Below are 16,733 nucleotides of genomic sequence, written 5' to 3' on the forward strand. Positions count from 1 at the left end.
ATGGCATTATTATATGCAGACGAACAATTTCCTTTGCCAGTTGTGGAATTGCTGCGGGCTTTTGGTCACAATGTGCTTACAGTTCAGGAAGCAGGAAAAGCAAATCTGGGCATTCCCGATCCTGAAGTGCTAGAATTTGCTGTGAGTAACGATCGCGCTATTTTGACATTAAATCGGTTTGATTTTATCGGACTGCACAACCGAAAGCCAGACCATGCAGGTATTATTGTCTGCACTAAAAATCGGAATGTAGAAATATTGGCAACACGCATTAATGATGCTATTGCTGGTGAAGAAACTTTGAGGGGCAAATTGATTCGAGTCAACCGCCCGCCGCAGTAAGTACGCGCTGTAGCTATCCCGTAGGGAATAGCCATTTTCTCAATTTTCCCATTCCCAATCCAATAACTCGCCAGTTCCCATCACTTCAATTTGGCGCCCGTTATCGAGATAAATCAAAGAAATTTGCAAATATTTTTCGGGTTTGTACTGCAATCTTTCGGCCCATTCGATCGCCACAATCCCCAAATCCCTTTCTAATCCGTCCCAATAACTCTCTAAGTGCAAAGCCTCCGCTTCTTCGGGTTCGAGTCGATACAAGTCTAGATGATACAGCGGAATCCGCCCTGCAAAATACTCGTTAATCAGGGTGAAAGTAGGACTTTCCACAGATTCGGAGATTCCCAAACCTTCGGCGATACCTTGAACCAAGGTGGTTTTGCCGGCGCCTAAGTCTCCTTGTAACAAGATTACAGTGCCTGGTGGGAGCGATCGACCTAACGCAATACCAAACTGGCGCGTAGCCTCAAAATCTGCAAGCAAAGTTTTCATTTCAGTCAGTAGTCAGTAGTCAGTAGTCATTAGTCAGTTGTCATTAGTCATTAGTCAGAAGTGCGAGCGGGGACGCTCGCGAACAGCAGTCATTAGTCATTATCGGTTGGGGTGTATCTCAGTTTTGCTTTAAGAGTGCTGTCCCCGCTCGCGTGCTTTGTATAGCACGCGAGCGGGGACAGCACTGTAAAAAAAATGCTTTTTGCAAAAATGAGATGCTCCCCATCTCCCCATCTCCCCATCTCCCCATCTCCCCATCTCCCCATCTCCCCCTTAATCAGCTTAAATATTCTGGGCTCGCCCGTACCAACGCAGCAACATCCCCGCCAATCTTTGGGAATTGTGGCGAATTAAACCGGTATTTTTATCTTCATCCATGACGTTGGCGATCACAATTCGCCGCCCCAGTTGCGTTATGGCTTCTCTATCGAGCACAACCGGATAGGAATTCTCTTGAGAATAGCGGATCAAAGATTTTGCAGATGGGACTTTTCCTTGAACTACTACAGCATCGAATAGGGGGCGGCCGCAAGCCCGATCGATCGCCCGAATGTGATCGGCAACGCTGTATCCGTCTGTTTCCCCCGGCTGAGTCATAATATTGCACACATAAATGCGCGGAACTTCACTATTGGCGATCGCATCAGCAATTTCCTTCACCAACAAATTCGGAATCACACTCGTATAAAGACTCCCCGGCCCAATAATAATAAAATCCGCTTCCCGCAGCGCTTCGACGGCCCTGGGCAAAGCCGGAGGATTAGCCGGATTGCAGCCAATTTTGACGATTTTTCCGTTAGCTTTGGTGATGCTGGACTCCCCCTCAATTCTCCGGCCATCAGACAGTTCTGCCCACAAAGAAACGTCGCTCAGAGTAGCCGGCAGCACCTCCCCCCTCACTGCTAAAACTTTTGAACTGGCGGCGATCGCCTGTTCCAAATCTCCAGCAATATCGCTCATCGCAGTCAAAAACAAATTCCCAAAACTGTGACCAACCAAACCGTCACCAGCCTGAAAGCGATATTGAAATAACTCAGTTAATAACTTTTCCTCATCGGCCAAAGCGGCCAAACAATTGCGAATATCTCCCGGCGGCAATACTCCAATTTCCCGTCGCAGTCGCCCGGAAGACCCGCCATCATCGGCCACCGTGACGATCGCAGTAATTTTGGCACTGTAATCTTTCAATCCCCTAAGCAAATGAGAAAGGCCTGTACCCCCTCCAATGGCGACAATTTTAGGGCCGCGGTGCAAGCGGCGGTGGTTGAGGAGTCGATCGACCAATTCCTCATTCCCTTCGGGCATCAGCACTTGGGTAATTGAGTTCAAACTGCGAGTTTGGCCCCACAGAATTAACAAAATCCCGCCCGCAATCACGATCGGGCCCGACACGTAATTGGGAATAACTTCCGCAATCCAAGTCAAAAAATTTCTCAACAATTGCAACAGCAAAAAGATCGGAGTCATCCCAGTCCAAATCGCTAAACCCAAAGTGGCAAGTACCACACCGCTAGCACTGATCAGCAGCCACCGTTTCACCAACAGTCCGGGGGCCAACCACTTAAACCACTGGTGAACTCGCCCGTTCCGCAAAGAGGGAGGGTAAGGATTTCTGGATTGGACAAAAACCTGCTTAGCTTTGGCAAAGACTCGCAGGGCTTTAGGAAATGAACTAATTGACATGGTTAATTAGTCTTAATGGTATTGGAATAGCTCAAGCTGACAAATTTACAATACAAGAGAGTTTTGATTCTGGCAGTCAATTTAGGTCATTACTCATTAATCATGAGTCATTAGTCATTAGCTAGACTGATGACTGATGACTGACAACATAATAATCGATCGCATCTTATGGCTGAGCCGCTAATCGAACTCAAGGGGGTAAGTAAGTCCTTCGGGGATAACCCGATCCTCGATCGAGTTGATCTGAGGATATATCGGGGAGAGGCCCTGGCAATTATTGGCCCTTCCGGGACGGGGAAATCTACGATTTTGCGGATAATCGCGGGTTTGTTGGCCCCGGATGCCGGCGAGGTTTTCGTTCAGGGACAACGGCGGATGGGATGGGTGGACGACGTGGCAGATCCGATCGGGATTGGGATGGTATTTCAGCAAGCTGCTTTGTTTGATTCGCTTACGGTAGAGGAGAATGTCGGTTTTTTACTGTACCAGCATTCTAAGCTGCCACGCCGCCGGATTCGGGAATTGGTCGAGGAAAAGTTAGAGATGGTGGGTTTGCGGGGAATTGGCGAACGCTATCCAGCGCAGTTGTCTGGGGGAATGCGGAAGCGGGTAAGTTTTGCCCGCGCCATCATGGCAAATCCCGATAATGCGAGGGACAATCCGGAGGTTTTGTTGTACGACGAACCGACGGCGGGCTTAGATCCCATCGCTTCGACGGTAATTGAAGATTTAATTCGGGATTTGCAGAGAGCTCAGGGAGTTTGCAGCACTTATGCGATCGTCACTCACCAAGACAGTACCATTCGCCGGACTGCCGATCGCATCGTGTTTCTCTATCAAGGCAAAGTGCAGTGGGAGGGAACTGTCAGCGACATTGCATCGACAGATAATTTGTTAATTAAACAATTTTTTAGTGGCAGCGTTACCGGCCCAATTCAAGTGATTGGATAGTCAATTGTCAGTGGGCAGTTGGCAGTGGGCAGTTGGCAGTTGGCAGTGGGCAGTTGGCAGTTGGCAGTTGGCAGTTGGCAGTTGGCAGTTGGCAGTTGTTAGTTGGCAGTGGGCAGTTGGCAGTTGGCAGTTGGCAGTTGGCAGTTGTTAGTTGACAGTGGGCAGTTGTTAGTTGTTAGTTGACAGTGGGCAGTTGTTAGTTAACAGTGGGCGGTTGTTAGGAAAGCGGTTGGCAGTGGTTAATTGTTTGTATTATTGGGAGATGGGATATGTCACAAACAAATTTTCAAAAATTAGATGTTTATAAATTATCAGAAAAATTAGCTGATGAAATTTGGAATATTGTTATAAAATGGGACGCACTAGCTAAAGATACGGTCGGCAAGCAAATTATTCGAGCTGCTGATAGTATTGGTGCTAATATTGCTGAAGGAGATGGTCGAGGCAGCTATCAGGATCATCGGAGATTTATCAAGATTGCCAGAGGTTCTTTATATGAAACAAAGCACTGGTTGAGACGGGCTTATACTAGGCAACTACTAACAACTACACAAGTAGAAACACTCAAGCCAATTATTGACGAACTGTCACCCCGGCTAAACGCCTATCTAAAATCTATAGGCAACACATCAGATAAAAATTAACAACTGCCAACTATCAACTATCAACTATCAACTGCCAACTGCCAACTGCCAACTATCAACTATCAACTATCAACTATCAACTGCCAACTGCCAACTGCCAACTGCCAATTGCCAAAGGAGGCAATATGCGATCGCGAACTGTAAGAGAAGGTTCTGTCGGATTCTTGATTTTAGTAGGAATCGGTTTATTTGGGGGCTTAGTGCTCTGGCTACAGGGCGTGCAGCTAGGCAACCGCAGCTACAAATTCGCCGTAGAATTTGCCAGCGCCCAGGGAATGCAAATAGGCACGCCCGTCAGGTATCGCGGCGTCGCCGTCGGTAAAATTACCGCCCTCAAAGCCAGCGCTAACGGCGTAGAAGTGATGCTGGAGATAGCCCCCGGTACTTTAGTCATGCCCCGGGATGTGGCGATCGAAGCAAATAAATCGGGTTTAATTGGCGAATCGTCGATCGACATTACCCCAAACTCAATTTTGCCAGAATCCTTACTCACCGCCAATCCCATTAGTGCCGACTGTCCCCCTGAGATAATCTGCAAAAATTCGCGCTTAAAAGGTCAAGCTGGAGTCAGTCTCGACGAACTAATTAGATCCACAGTCCGCCTATCTAATTTATACACCGACCCCGCGCTGTTCAACAATATTAAATCAATTGCAGAGAATACAGCCAGTACAGCTAAAGGTGCAGCTAAACTCACTCAAGATTTATCAAGTTTAACTCAAACAGCCAAAGCAGAAATCAAAACATTGAATAAATCAGTAACAGGAGACGTTGGCAACTTAACTCAATCACTAAAAAGCGAATTAGCAACTTTAAATCAATCAGTAAAAGGAGAAGCCAACAGTTTAAATCAATCTTTGAAAGTAGAAGTCAACAATTTAACTCAATCGTTAAAAGGAGAAGCATCCAGCTTAAACCAGTCCCTCAAAGGAGAAATATCAGGAGTTGCAGCAGATGTTTCCAAAGTAGCAGCCACAGCAGACACTTCCACAAAAGCCGTATCGGCCGCTGCCATAAATTCAGCCAATTCAGTAACTCAAGCAGCAAATAGAATCACATTAACAGCAAACGAAGTCAATTCATTAGTAACAACCAACCGCGCCAGTTTAGTCTCAACCCTGAATAACATCAATCAAAGCAGTCAAGAATTGCGGGTAGCCGTCAGCAGTTTGAGTCCAACAATTAATCGCATCAACCAAGGACAATTGCTAACTAATTTAGAAGTCTTATCAGCAAATGCGGCCCAAGCTTCTGCTACTTTGCGAGATTTATCCAACCAGGTAAACAATCCCGCCACTTTGCTATTATTGCAGCAAACCCTAGATTCGGCACGAGCTACATTTCAGAACGTGCAGAAAATCACTTCCGACGTGGATGAAGTGACGGGAGACCCGGCTTTCCGCAACAACATTCGCAGGTTGTTTAACGGCTTGGGAGGCTTGTTGGGCTCGACAGAACAACTGCGGCAGCAAGTTAAAGTCGCTCAAACATTAGCTCCTATTTCAGAGAAAGTAAATGCAAATACAACGGCAATAAATCAATCAGTAAAGCCTGGATTTCCCAGTTTGCACAAACCGCAAAAATTGCCTGTTATACCTTCTCAAACTTCAAGGTCAGCAGAACCAGTTGCTCCCGAAAATACTCCTTGAAATATGGTATCATTGAATAACCGTCGGTAAGGTGCGCGTGGCGCGCCCTACCGTTAGGAAGGTGCGCATTGTAGAGGTTTCAGTTAGTAAGGTTGGCAGTGCGCACCCCGAGATTCAAGTAGTTGTGCAAATCTTATTAAAAAAAACCTCTTTCAAGCGAAACAAAAAAAGCAATGACGCAAACATTATCAAAACCGCCCGCAACGCAAACCAAGTACAATATAACTTGGGAAAAATTGCCCGATGACTTCAAATTACCCGACGATCCTGTGGAAAACATCGACCAACCGCTGTTAGCAGCAGCCCTCAGAGAATCCTTAGAACTCGCAGGATTTATCATAGCTTCAATGCTAATAGCTTCCAACTTTGGACTGTGCGCCAAAGTCAACGACAAAACAATAGTAAAAGCCCCAGATTGGGTGTACGTTCCCTCAGTATTGCCGCCCGAACCAGGAGAAGTGCGCCGCAGTTATACTCCCAATGCAGAGGGAGAAGTGCCGGCAGTAGTGATGGAATTTTTATCGGATACTAAGGGCAGTGAATATTCGACAATATCAAAATATCCTTACGGCAAGTGGCGGTTTTACGAGCAAATTTTGCAAGTTCCAGTTTATGCAATCTTCGATCCTAAATCGGGAGAATTAGAAGTATACCTTTTGGTTTCAGGACAGTATACAAAGCAAGAACCAGATGCTAATAGTCGATTTTGGATAGAATCGATGGGATTATTTTTGGGGGTTTGGTCAGGAGAAAAATCTCAGAGGAGGGGTTATTGGTTGCGCTGGTGGGATGAGAATGGCAATTTGTTGCTGTGGGGTATCGAAAGAGTCCAACAAGAACAACAGCGGGCCGAACAAGAACAACAGCGGGCCGAACAGGAACAACAGCGGGCCGAACAAGAACAACAGCGGGCCGATCGACTTGCGGCATATTTAAGAAGTCAGGGTATCGATCCCGATGCAATTTGAAGCGGTGGGACGATCGATCTTAACTCTCAATCAAAAATTCAGAATCTCCCAAAAATTAATTGCAACACAACAATCAAAACCAATGACGGAAAAATCATTACCAGAAATAAAACTAATCCCGTTCGAGTACAACGTAACTTGGGAAAAAATGCCAGAGGATTTCAACTTACCAGAGGATCCTGTGGAAAACATCGACCAACCGCTGTTAGTAGCAGCCCTCAGAGAATCCTTGGAAATCGCAGGATTTATCCAACCTTCAATGCTGATAGCTTCCAATTTTGGATTGTGCGCCAAAGTCAACAACAAAATAATTGTAAAAGCACCAGATTGGGTGTATGTTTCCTCAGTATTGCCTCCAGAACCGGGAGAAATTCGTCGCAGTTATACTCCCAATGCACAGGGAGAATTACCGGCAATAGTGATGGAATTTATATATGAGGATGATGACGAGACTGGGTATTCTGTGAAACCGACATATCCTTATGGAAAGTGGCGGTTTTACGAGCAAATTTTGCAGGTTCCGCTGTATGCAATTTTTGACCCGCGATCGGGAGAATTGGACATATACCGCTTGGTTGCTGGAAAGTACGAACTGCAAGAAGAACCCGATGCCGATCGCCGATTTTGGATAGAATCAATGGGATTATTTTTGGGGGTTTGGTCAGGAAAAAAATCTCAGAGAACGGGTTATTGGTTGCGCTGGTGGGATGAGAATGGCAATTTGTTGCTGTGGGGTGCGGAACGGGTGGAACAGGAACAACAGCGGGCCGATGAGGAACGCCAGCGTGCCGATCGCCTAATGGCATACTTGATAGGTCAAGGTATCGATCCTGATGCCATTTGAAGGTCGAGCGATTGGAGATTTTACATTAGGAATAAAATAGCGCCATGACTGCAACAACATTAGAAGAAAAATTAGATCGACCGTTGCTATTTCCTGGGTTAAGCTGGGAACAATTCAAAAGGTTAGAACCGATGCTGGATATTCCCGGAGTTCGGCTGTCATTTTTAGATGGGATACTGGAGATTCAGAAAAAAGCTGGAAGAAAACACGAAACAGCCAAGGGACGTATCGGTGCGTTGGTAGAAACTTACATGATGGCGACAGGAATCGATTTCACCCCTACGGAGTCTCTGACTTTAGAAAATGAATCGGAACGAGTGAAATGTGAAGCAGACAAATCTTACGAATTGGGTGCTGATAGAGAACGTCCAGATTTAGCTATTGAAGTAGTCGTAACTAGCGGCGGAATTGATAAGCTAGAGGCTTACAAACGCCTGTAAATTCCTGAAGTCTGGTTTTGGGAAAATAGCCGACTGTCTTTGTATGCTCTGGGAGAGGAAGGATACGAACAGATTGCGAGTTCTCAATTGCTCCCAGAACTCGATATTGATTTACTTGTCAGGTGTGTTAATATGCCGAGTCATGTTGAGGCAGTTAAGGCATTCAAAAGGGCGATCGAGCTCAATTATTAGTCAAAAATATTGAGCGTATGTGGCATCATTGAAGAATTGGTAAGCTGTTGCGGCATTAAAATTTAATTTTTTGGGGCAAGCTAGGAGCATCGCCCCACTCGTTGTTTCCAGAAACAGGATTGTTAAAATTAGATGCGCGCCAGCTTAACACCAGAAAAGTTTATAATAGAGCTACAACTCACAGGAAGCACGACCATGACAGCAGTCGTTACCACCCTCAAAACTTCTGAAATTATATACCCTAGCGCTGATGGAGAACCAGTGGCAGAAACTTACGACCATCTTTACGCAATTTTAACCACTTTAGAAGTCTTAAAACAATACCTCACAGACCGTCGAGCTACTGTTTTAGCAAACCAATTTTTATACTACGCTCAAGGATTCCCAAAACTGCGCGTAGCACCTGATGTGATGGTGATTTTTGATGTAGAACCAGGTGGCAGAGATAATTACAAAATCTGGGAAGAAGGGCAAGTGCCGAAAGTGATTTTTGAAATGACATCACCGGGTACAAAGTCGGAAGATATAATCAATAAAAAAGACTTGTATGAGGGGATAGAAGTTGAGGAATATTGGTTGTTTGACCCTAGAGGCGAATGGATTTCTGAACAATTGCGTGGGTATCGATTGGGAGAAGATGGGTATGAATTAATTAGAGATAGTCGCAGCGATGTATTGCAATTGCGACTAGAAATAGAAGGCAAACTGATTGGGTTTTATCGGGAAGATAATGGACAAAAATTATTGATTCCTGATGAATTGGCTTCAGCTTTGCAAGCGGAACGGGAACGGGCTGAAGCGGAACGGGAACGGGCTGAATCTGAAAGTCAACGGGCTGAAGCTGAAAGTCAACGGGCTGCTGAACTCGAAGCTTTGTTAGAGCGTTATCGATCGCAGTTTGGAGAATTACCGCAGGATAACGGCTAAAGAATTATAAGTGCGATCGTCCTTCACTCTCGATCGCACTTCCATAATTCTTATTTAAATAGTGTTGACAAATTTCAAATTTTGTGTTAAAGAATTCCACATTTTAAAACTGATCGTTTTGCGATCGAACTTGGGCATTCTAGATACAGGTACTCAGGAAGTGCCTGGAAACCTTCTAGGCAAAGGATTGACGATGGAAAGTACGCAGAAAAGTTCTAGTGATAGTCGGGTTCGTAAGGGCGATCGAATTAAGCAGATTTTTGCGTTTGTATCGATGGCTGGTTTTGCTGGTTCTACGATTTTTGGTATTGTGAGTCTGTTCAGCAGCGGTTTGAGCAGCCAGCACCAACAAAAACCTGTAGCTGTTGCTGTTTCTCAGGAGTCTCTACTGGCGGCCCAGGAACGGGGATATCTAACGGTTTTGCAGCGGGAACCTCAGAATCAGACGGCTCTTGAGGGGTTGGCAAATGTGCGGTTGGAGATGAATAATGGGAAAGGGGCGATCGAGCCTTTGGAGAAGTTGGTGAAGTTGAATGGCGATCGGGCTGATTATCAGGCACTGTTGCGGCAGGCGAAGGGGAAGAAGTAAGGAAAGGGCGATCGGTAACCCGTGATCATAACAGTAGATTTATAACTTTCAAATTAAATGGTTCTTCATAATTCAAATGGCTAACTTAGTTTCATAAAGGATTTAATATGGGCATAGTACGCATGGGGCCGCCGACCGAAATTATATACAAACTGAAAGAAGTTTACGGGATTAATAATTTTATTGAAACAGGAACTTATCAAGGGCATACAGCATACTGGGCAAGCCAAGTATTTGAACAAGTTTTTACAATAGAGTATTCTCAAGACATTTATCAAAAAGTCACCCAAAAATATGGTCATATCAAAAACATAGACTTTCTGTACGGTGATACCAGAAACTTACTGGAAGAAACAGTTTCAAAACTTGAAAATTCAAGTTTATTCTGGCTTGATGCTCATTGGAGCGGAGGGCTAACTTATGGGGAAAGGGATGAGTGTCCCTTGCTCGCCGAAATCGAAATCATCAACCGCTCTGACTGCGAACATTTTATTTTTATTGATGATGCCCGATTGTTTTTATCTCCTCCACCGCAGCCCCATTCATCTCAACAATGGCCAGATATTAACGCAGTGTTGAATTTGCTAAATTTAGGAAAAAACAGCAGACATATTGTAATTATTGATGATATTATTATTGCTGTTCCGCTGCTGACAAAAGAACTAATTGTTCAGTATTGCCAAGATTCGATTGCAACTTTAGGCAATACAAGCAGCGGCAAACAGGAAGAAAATCATCAAACCGCTGGCGTGTATGTTAACAATCTTAATAACGGAGAGTCTATAAATAACTATGAATTGAAAATTATCGAAAATTTTATTGCTTCCGGCAATGTAGTTTTCGATATTGGCGCAAACATAGGTAGCTGGACAAATCAAGTATTAAACATATGCCCCGACGTTCAAATCCATTTGTTTGAGCCAGCACCGCCAATATATCAAACACTTCTACAAAACCTGGCTGAACCGATTAAAAGCGGTCAACTCGTGTTAAACAACTTGGCAATAGCACACCAACCGGAAATCAGGGAATTTTATTATTACGAAAAATTTTCAGGGTGGAGTACATTTCACCGCCGATTAGAAATCGAAAAACAGTATAACATTCAGTCGCCTCAGCCATTTCAGGTTTTAACAGCTACCCTTGATGATTATGTCCAAACAAGGGGCATAAGGCGAATTAATTTCTTAAAAATTGATACAGAAGGGGGCGAACTAGAAGTTCTTTACGGAGCAACTAACCTTTTACAGAAAGGCAAAGTAGATTATATTCAGTTTGAGTATGGCGGAACATTTGTCGATGCTAACATCACATTAAAACAAGTATTTGAGCATTTACAAAGATTTCGTTACACAATATTTAAAATACTGCCCAATGCTTTACAACCCTTACCCCAGTTTTCACCAGAACATGAGAATTATGAGTATATCAACTTTTTAGCGGTAAACGAAAGGTTCACAGCTTTGATTTTTACTGGAGCACCAAAACTGCTCGATTTGCAGCAGCTTTGCGTAAAACATTCTGTTGTACCGCGTGGCGTTATTCACATTGGGGCACACGAAGGCAAGGAAATTGCAACATATCAAACGATGGGGGTAGAAAGGGTACTATTTGTTGAAGCCAACCCTGCTGTATTTGAACGTTTGAAAACGAATATAGGTGGTTTTCCCAACGTGCTAGCTGTGAATTGTGCAATTAGCAATATCAACGGCACAAGCACATTATATGTGACTTCTCTGGATCAAAGCAGTTCCATATTGCCATTGAAGTATCATCAGGATATTTATCCAGAAATAAAGGAAGTCGATCGTGTAGTTGTGGAGTCGAGGACTCTGGATACACTTTTAGAAGAACTTCAAATTAATGCCGCAGATTTTAATATATTAAACATTGATATTCAAGGTGCAGAGCTTTTGGCTTTGGAGGGAGCAACCAATGTTCTCAAACACATTGAGGCAATTAATACAGAAGTTAATTATAAAGAACTGTATGAAGGATGTGCTTTAATTGACGAAATTGATGAGTTTCTGGAGATGTGCGGTTTCGATCGCGTAGCAACTACAACACCGTTCCATCCATCTTGGGGCGATGCGTTTTATGTGAAAAAGCCAGTAATTACAATGTCCACGCTGGGTAGAAACGGGCGGTTTGCCAATCAAATATTTCAGTATGCCTTCTTGAAAATATATGCAAAAGAACATAACTTGAAGGTAGAGACGCCAGCTTGGATTGGTCAGGCTCTCTTTGGCTGCAAAGAGCAGCAAATTTCTCAGGAGTTACCTGTAGTTAGCGAAGCAACTAATAACCTTTTAGAAGCTCGCATACCTAATGCAAAAGAAACATTCAAAAATGTGGATTTCTGGGGTTACTTTCAGTACCATACAAAGTATTATGCACCGCGCAAGGAGTATTTTAGAGCGCTGTTCAAACCGGTACCGGCAATAGAAAATAAAATGAAGGAGGTCTTGGATTGTTTGCGATCGCGCGGCAAAACCATCGTCGGTTTGCACTTGCGGCGGGGAGACTACGGCTACAGCGATTTCTTCATCGCACCGAGCGAATGGTACAAAGAATGGCTAAAAGGTTTGTGGGAAACTCTTGATGAACCGATACTATTTATTGCCAGCGATGAACCGGAAAAAGTTTTAAGTGATTTTGCGGAGTACAATCCCATCACAGCAAAAGATTTAGGTTTGGAGTTACCGGAAGGCGAGTTTTATCCAGATTTTTATTTATTGAGCCAGTGCGATATTGTAGCAATTTCAAATAGCTCATTTTCCTTTGCAGCTTGTATGCTAAACGAAACAGGAAAATTTTTCTTTCGCCCGCACTTGTCGGCGGAAAAATTAATACCATTTGACCCCTGGGATAGCGAACCAATTTTTCGAGAATCTATGCCAATTAACTTTTTGACAATAGTCCTCAACGGTCAGCCTTTTATCCGCTACCACATAGAAGTATTTAAACAACTGCCCTTCAAGTGGCACTGGCATATTGTTGAGGGTGTAGCTGAGCAAAAACACGATAGTGCTTGGATGCTTAAATTCGGCGGGCAGATTACCGATGAGCTTCACGACAACGGCCGCAGCAAGGACGGGACAACAGAATACTTAGATGAACTGGCGCAGATCTATCCAGAGAATGTAACAATTTATCGGAAAGGAGCGGGAGTTTTCTGGGATGGAAAACTAGAAATGGTCAATGCACCCTTGGAAAGGATTAATCGGGAGTGTTTGCTATGGCAAGTAGATGTAGATGAACTGTGGACGGTTGAGCAGATTTGTACAGTCCGGCAGATGTTTACAGATTATCCAGAAAAAACAGCAGCTTACTACTGGTCTTGGTTTTTTGTCGGAGAAAACCTAGCTGTTAGCACGCGCAACTGTTATTCTCAGCATCCCCAGCAGGAATGGTTGCGGACTTGGAGGTATAAACCGGGAGCGATGTGGAAAAGACATTCGCCCCCCACATTAGTTGAACCTTTGGCAGACGGTGAAGTTAGGGATATTGCTACTGTCAATCCTTTCCTTCACGAAGAAACAGAAAGACTGGGTTTGGTGTTTCAACATTTTGCTTATGTGACTCCTGAACAACTGCGCTTTAAGGAACGGTATTACGGTTACAAAAATGCAGTGGCAGAATGGATGTCACTGCAAGCTGCAACGACTTTTCCCGTGCGCCTAGGCAATTATTTTTCCTGGGTATCAGATGGGACGATGATTGATACCGCAGAGGCATTGGGAATAGCACCGATAGCGCGGCGAGAAAAGGATAGTAATGAGTGGCATTTTGTCAAGCCAGAAAAGGTGCAGAGGCAAACTGCACTTACCGAACAGCCTCTCAGGATTATTGTGGACGGCGTGTTTTTCCAGCTTTACAATACCGGGATTGCTCGCGTGTGGCGATCGCTCTTAGAAGAGTGGGTAACACAGGATTTTGCCAAGCATATAATTGTGCTCGATCGGGCCGGAACAGCACCGAAAATACCCGGTATTAATTACCGTCCTGTTCCCGCTTATAGTTATGACAGCACAGATGCCGATCAGAAAATCCTACAGCAAGTTTGCGACGAATTGGAGGCTGACTTGTTTATCTCCACTTACTACACAACCCCGATCACAACAACCTCTGTATTCATGGCTTATGATATGCTTCCCGAAATATGGGGGGCTAACCTCGACAAGCCTATGTGGCGAGAAAAGCATCGCGCTATTAACCACGCATCAGCTCATATTGCAATTTCTCAAAATACCGCTTCCGATCTAGTCAAATTTTTCCCAGATATTGCTGTGGAGTCGATCGCAGTAGCTCATTGTGGAGTCGCCAGCAGTTTTTCGCCAGCAAATCAAGAAGAAATTACCTATTTTAAGACTAGGTATGGGATATTCAAACCTTATTTCCTTGTGGTGGGTGCTGGAGATGTTCATAAAAATACAGATTTGTTCTTTCAAGCTTTTGGTCAACTTCCTACAAGACAAGCATTTGATATTGTCTGTACGGGGAAACGCTTCCCATTTAAAGATGAGTTTAGAGAATATACGTCAGGCAGCGCAGTCCACATACTGGAACTTAGCGATCGCGAGTTGAGTGTCGCCTACTCTGGTGCAGTTGCCCTCGTTTATCCTTCTAAATATGAAGGTTTTGGTCTACCACTTCTAGAAGCGCTCGCTTGCGGATGTCCCGTCATTACTTGTCTTAACGCTTCTATCCCTGAAGTTGTGGGTAAAGCAGCCTTATCTGTTAGCGATACTGACGTTAACGAGCTTGCAAAGGCACTTTGTGAGGTACAAAAGCCAGATGTCCGCAGAGCTTTAATTGCAGAAGGACTAGAACAAGCGAAAAAGTTTTCTTGGTCAAAAATGGCAAGGATAGTTAGCACGACTTTGATAGATGCTGCTTTTCAAGCTTTAAAGCTGAGGGAAATTAATTTGATCGTTTTCCCAGATTGGTCAGCATCAGAAGAGTCTCTTGGCACAGATTTGACAAAAGCGATTAGGGCGATCGCCACTCACCCTCACAGAATGAAGATGACATTACTCGTAGATACTGCCAACATTTCTCAGGAAGAGGCAAATCTGGCTTTATCGGGCGTGGCGATGAATCTTTTGATGGAGGAAGATTTAGAGGTTACGGAATCTGCCGAAATATCCTTAGTGGGAAATTTGGAGCAAAGGCAGTGGGATGTTCTGCTCGGCCGCATCCAAGCTAGACTTGCTTTGGAAAACGAAAATGAACAGGCGATCGCAGCCGTCAAAGCCGAAAGCCTGCCTTCCTGCGAGTTCGATAGCTTCAGTAACAGGCGAGTTGTTCAGTCAAAAGAAGGAGATTGGAACTTCATTTCTCCAGAGCTAGAATCTCTGACTGATTCTCAAACAGAAAATTATTTTCAAGAACAATCACCTGTAGATTGCTACTTACAATATATTAAAACAAATTGTCCGACTCTAGATTTAAATACTTGGTTGCGCATAAAGTCAAGTCTTGAAAATACATCTTGGGACGAACCTGTATCCGCAGCAGATTTGAATAATTTTGCTGTTGTGGCATTGATACAAGCCGAAAGGTGTCCAGACTTATCCGTCAAAGAACTCTATTTTAATATGGCACTAGAAGCTTTAAATAGAGGAGTAGAGTTGCGCGATCATCCTCTCTGTACCGCTCATCTTGCTGTTGTGCTTGCCATGACAGGAGAAATATTAAAAGCCAGTGAAATTTCGCTGGCATCATTTATCGATACTCTACACTATGCTGATAGCTCGATAGCTCAAATTTTGCCAGCAATTGTATATTTTCCCCAAATATATAACTGTTTTAGAAGCTACCGGAACGAAAATCTCACTCAAATTATACAAGCAAAAGAGGGTTATACTCAAGCAGTTATGTTGTTGACTGAAGTGCTCTGTCGGTCACTGCTTGTCTCTTACAACACTAGAGGACTTTTCATCAAACACTTAGCAGCTCAAGTTTTCCCAGATTCCATTTCGATTAATTTAACGCTCGGAATATCGAGCTTGATCAACAATTTATGGGAAGGGTTGTTATACCTGCATCGCGCTAGACAGAAAGCTCCCGATTCAGCACCAATTTTGCAAGCGCTTTACCTCGCCTACAAAAATTTAGAACAGACAGAAAAAGCAAATTACTGGCTAAATTATGCTCGTAATTTATACAAATATCGTCCTCATTCTCTCGAGTGGAGATGGACAGAGTTAAAATTGGAAAGTTATTTCACTTACGTGCCCTTTGAAGACCAAATTTTATTGGCGGTTGAATCAAATTTCCAAAGTTATGCGACTGGGGTATTGATTTCAGAAGGAGACTGGTTTGAAAAAGAAATGGAATTTTGGCGCAATTCTATTAAACCAGGCATGACTATTATAGATGTGGGTGCGAATGTGGGGGTATACACCTTTAGTGCAGCTCGCCGCGTAGGATCTAAGGGTCGTGTTTTAGCAGTCGAACCTTTTTCAAGCTGCGTTCGCTGTTTGCAAGAAAGCTGTAAAATTGGCAAGTTCGACTGGGTGAAAGTCTGCGCCGGCGCTGCGAGCGATCGCGCAGGGAAAGCTCGGTTGTCTCTTTCTTTGGCCAGTGAACTAAACAAAATTGTGGTTGGCGAATCTGCCGAAAAAATGGAGCCAGGTACCTTTGAAGATGTTACCTGCTTTACTCTCGACAGCCTCATTGAACGAGAAAATCTAACCACAGTAGATTTTATCAAAATAGATGCAGAAGGACATGAACTCTCTGTATTGACTGGCAGCGACAAAATTTTGTCTGAATTTTCGCCTGCAATCCTTTATGAAAATACCGACGTAGGCCAACGCAGCAATCTAGCTGCTGCTGATTATCTCAGAGGTAGAGGATATCGATTATTTATCTATCAACCTTATCTGCAAAAGTTGCTTGCTGTAGATTCTTCTGAAGATTTGCAAGGAAATCTTAATGTCATCGCTTTACCTAGCCATCTTAACGATCTACAATCTCTAAATCTATCCGAAAACTTTTCATAATTCAA

The 16,733-nt window shown here is 43.9% G+C and carries 14 protein-coding genes; 12 read left to right on the forward strand and 2 right to left on the reverse strand.

The annotated features are described in order from the left end of the window. On the forward strand, nucleotides 1-342 hold the full coding sequence (locus tag JGK22_RS16530; RefSeq protein WP_293192040.1) for a DUF5615 family PIN-like protein: 342 nt from the start codon (nucleotides 1-3) through the stop codon (nucleotides 340-342). A gap of 39 nt (nucleotides 343-381) precedes the next feature. Here the strand turns inward: JGK22_RS16530 and tsaE are convergent, their stop codons facing one another. Both tsaE and JGK22_RS16540 read right to left on the reverse strand, forming a co-directional pair. Continuing rightward, complete coding sequence (tsaE, locus tag JGK22_RS16535) at nucleotides 382-831, reverse strand: tRNA (adenosine(37)-N6)-threonylcarbamoyltransferase complex ATPase subunit type 1 TsaE (protein ID WP_293205902.1); 450 nt, start codon at nucleotides 829-831, stop codon at nucleotides 382-384. Between the two features lie 282 nt (nucleotides 832-1,113). Next, nucleotides 1,114-2,514, reverse strand: coding sequence for a gluconeogenesis factor YvcK family protein (locus tag JGK22_RS16540; protein ID WP_293205905.1), 1,401 nt, complete (start codon nucleotides 2,512-2,514; stop codon nucleotides 1,114-1,116). Between the two features lie 168 nt (nucleotides 2,515-2,682). Between JGK22_RS16540 and JGK22_RS16545 the strand changes: the two genes are divergently transcribed. The 11 genes from JGK22_RS16545 to JGK22_RS16590 all read left to right on the forward strand — a co-directional run bounded on the left by JGK22_RS16545 (nucleotide 2,683) and on the right by JGK22_RS16590 (nucleotide 16,728). After that, nucleotides 2,683-3,465, forward strand: coding sequence for an ABC transporter ATP-binding protein (locus JGK22_RS16545; protein ID WP_293192047.1), 783 nt, complete (start codon nucleotides 2,683-2,685; stop codon nucleotides 3,463-3,465). Next, a complete protein-coding gene (locus JGK22_RS16550; protein ID WP_293313216.1) occupies nucleotides 3,458-3,616 on the forward strand; it encodes a hypothetical protein in 159 nt (52 codons plus the stop codon). Before JGK22_RS16545 ends, JGK22_RS16550 begins: the two co-directional genes overlap by 8 nt. A 118-nt stretch (nucleotides 3,617-3,734) precedes the next feature. After that, entirely contained in the window at nucleotides 3,735-4,109 is a 375-nt protein-coding gene (locus tag JGK22_RS16555; RefSeq protein ID WP_293182666.1) for a four helix bundle protein, read from the forward strand. Between the two features lie 125 nt (nucleotides 4,110-4,234). Beyond that, on the forward strand, nucleotides 4,235-5,758 hold the full coding sequence (locus JGK22_RS16560; protein ID WP_293205909.1) for an MlaD family protein: 1,524 nt from the start codon (nucleotides 4,235-4,237) through the stop codon (nucleotides 5,756-5,758). Between the two features lie 173 nt (nucleotides 5,759-5,931). After that, complete coding sequence (locus JGK22_RS16565; RefSeq protein ID WP_293205911.1) at nucleotides 5,932-6,726, forward strand: Uma2 family endonuclease; 795 nt, start codon at nucleotides 5,932-5,934, stop codon at nucleotides 6,724-6,726. A gap of 82 nt (nucleotides 6,727-6,808) precedes the next feature. Beyond that, nucleotides 6,809-7,570, forward strand: coding sequence for a Uma2 family endonuclease (locus JGK22_RS16570; protein ID WP_293205914.1), 762 nt, complete (start codon nucleotides 6,809-6,811; stop codon nucleotides 7,568-7,570). 44 nt (nucleotides 7,571-7,614) lie between these two features. Then, complete coding sequence (locus JGK22_RS16575) at nucleotides 7,615-8,010, forward strand: Uma2 family endonuclease (protein ID WP_363319133.1); 396 nt, start codon at nucleotides 7,615-7,617, stop codon at nucleotides 8,008-8,010. A gap of 39 nt (nucleotides 8,011-8,049) precedes the next feature. Then, nucleotides 8,050-8,202: a hypothetical protein gene (locus JGK22_RS33295; RefSeq protein ID WP_363319134.1), complete on the forward strand. Its 153-nt coding sequence runs from the start codon at nucleotides 8,050-8,052 to the stop codon at nucleotides 8,200-8,202. Nucleotides 8,203-8,397: 195 nt separating this feature from the next. Further along, complete coding sequence (locus JGK22_RS16580) at nucleotides 8,398-9,129, forward strand: Uma2 family endonuclease (RefSeq protein WP_293205916.1); 732 nt, start codon at nucleotides 8,398-8,400, stop codon at nucleotides 9,127-9,129. Nucleotides 9,130-9,193: 64 nt separating this feature from the next. Next, on the forward strand, nucleotides 9,194-9,718 hold the full coding sequence (locus tag JGK22_RS16585) for a tetratricopeptide repeat protein (protein ID WP_293205919.1): 525 nt from the start codon (nucleotides 9,194-9,196) through the stop codon (nucleotides 9,716-9,718). A gap of 122 nt (nucleotides 9,719-9,840) precedes the next feature. Further along, nucleotides 9,841-16,728: an FkbM family methyltransferase gene (locus tag JGK22_RS16590; RefSeq protein WP_293205947.1), complete on the forward strand. Its 6,888-nt coding sequence runs from the start codon at nucleotides 9,841-9,843 to the stop codon at nucleotides 16,726-16,728. Nucleotides 16,729-16,733 lie beyond the last annotated feature (5 nt).

The organism is Microcoleus sp. PH2017_08_TRC_O_A (assembly GCF_020738665.1).
Taxonomy (GTDB): Bacteria; Cyanobacteriota; Cyanobacteriia; order Cyanobacteriales; family Microcoleaceae; genus Microcoleus.

Coding starts and splice junctions, on each gene's coding strand:
- JGK22_RS16530 (WP_293192040.1), top strand. CDS start 1: ATGGCATTATTATATGCAGACGAACAATTTCCTTTGCCAGTTGTGGAA.
- tsaE (WP_293205902.1), bottom strand. CDS start 831: ATGAAAACTTTGCTTGCAGATTTTGAGGCTACGCGCCAGTTTGGTATT.
- JGK22_RS16540 (WP_293205905.1), bottom strand. CDS start 2,514: ATGTCAATTAGTTCATTTCCTAAAGCCCTGCGAGTCTTTGCCAAAGCT.
- JGK22_RS16545 (WP_293192047.1), top strand. CDS start 2,683: ATGGCTGAGCCGCTAATCGAACTCAAGGGGGTAAGTAAGTCCTTCGGG.
- JGK22_RS16555 (WP_293182666.1), top strand. CDS start 3,735: ATGTCACAAACAAATTTTCAAAAATTAGATGTTTATAAATTATCAGAA.
- JGK22_RS16560 (WP_293205909.1), top strand. CDS start 4,235: ATGCGATCGCGAACTGTAAGAGAAGGTTCTGTCGGATTCTTGATTTTA.
- JGK22_RS16565 (WP_293205911.1), top strand. CDS start 5,932: ATGACGCAAACATTATCAAAACCGCCCGCAACGCAAACCAAGTACAAT.
- JGK22_RS16570 (WP_293205914.1), top strand. CDS start 6,809: ATGACGGAAAAATCATTACCAGAAATAAAACTAATCCCGTTCGAGTAC.
- JGK22_RS16575 (WP_363319133.1), top strand. CDS start 7,615: ATGACTGCAACAACATTAGAAGAAAAATTAGATCGACCGTTGCTATTT.
- JGK22_RS16580 (WP_293205916.1), top strand. CDS start 8,398: ATGACAGCAGTCGTTACCACCCTCAAAACTTCTGAAATTATATACCCT.
- JGK22_RS16590 (WP_293205947.1), top strand. CDS start 9,841: ATGGGGCCGCCGACCGAAATTATATACAAACTGAAAGAAGTTTACGGG.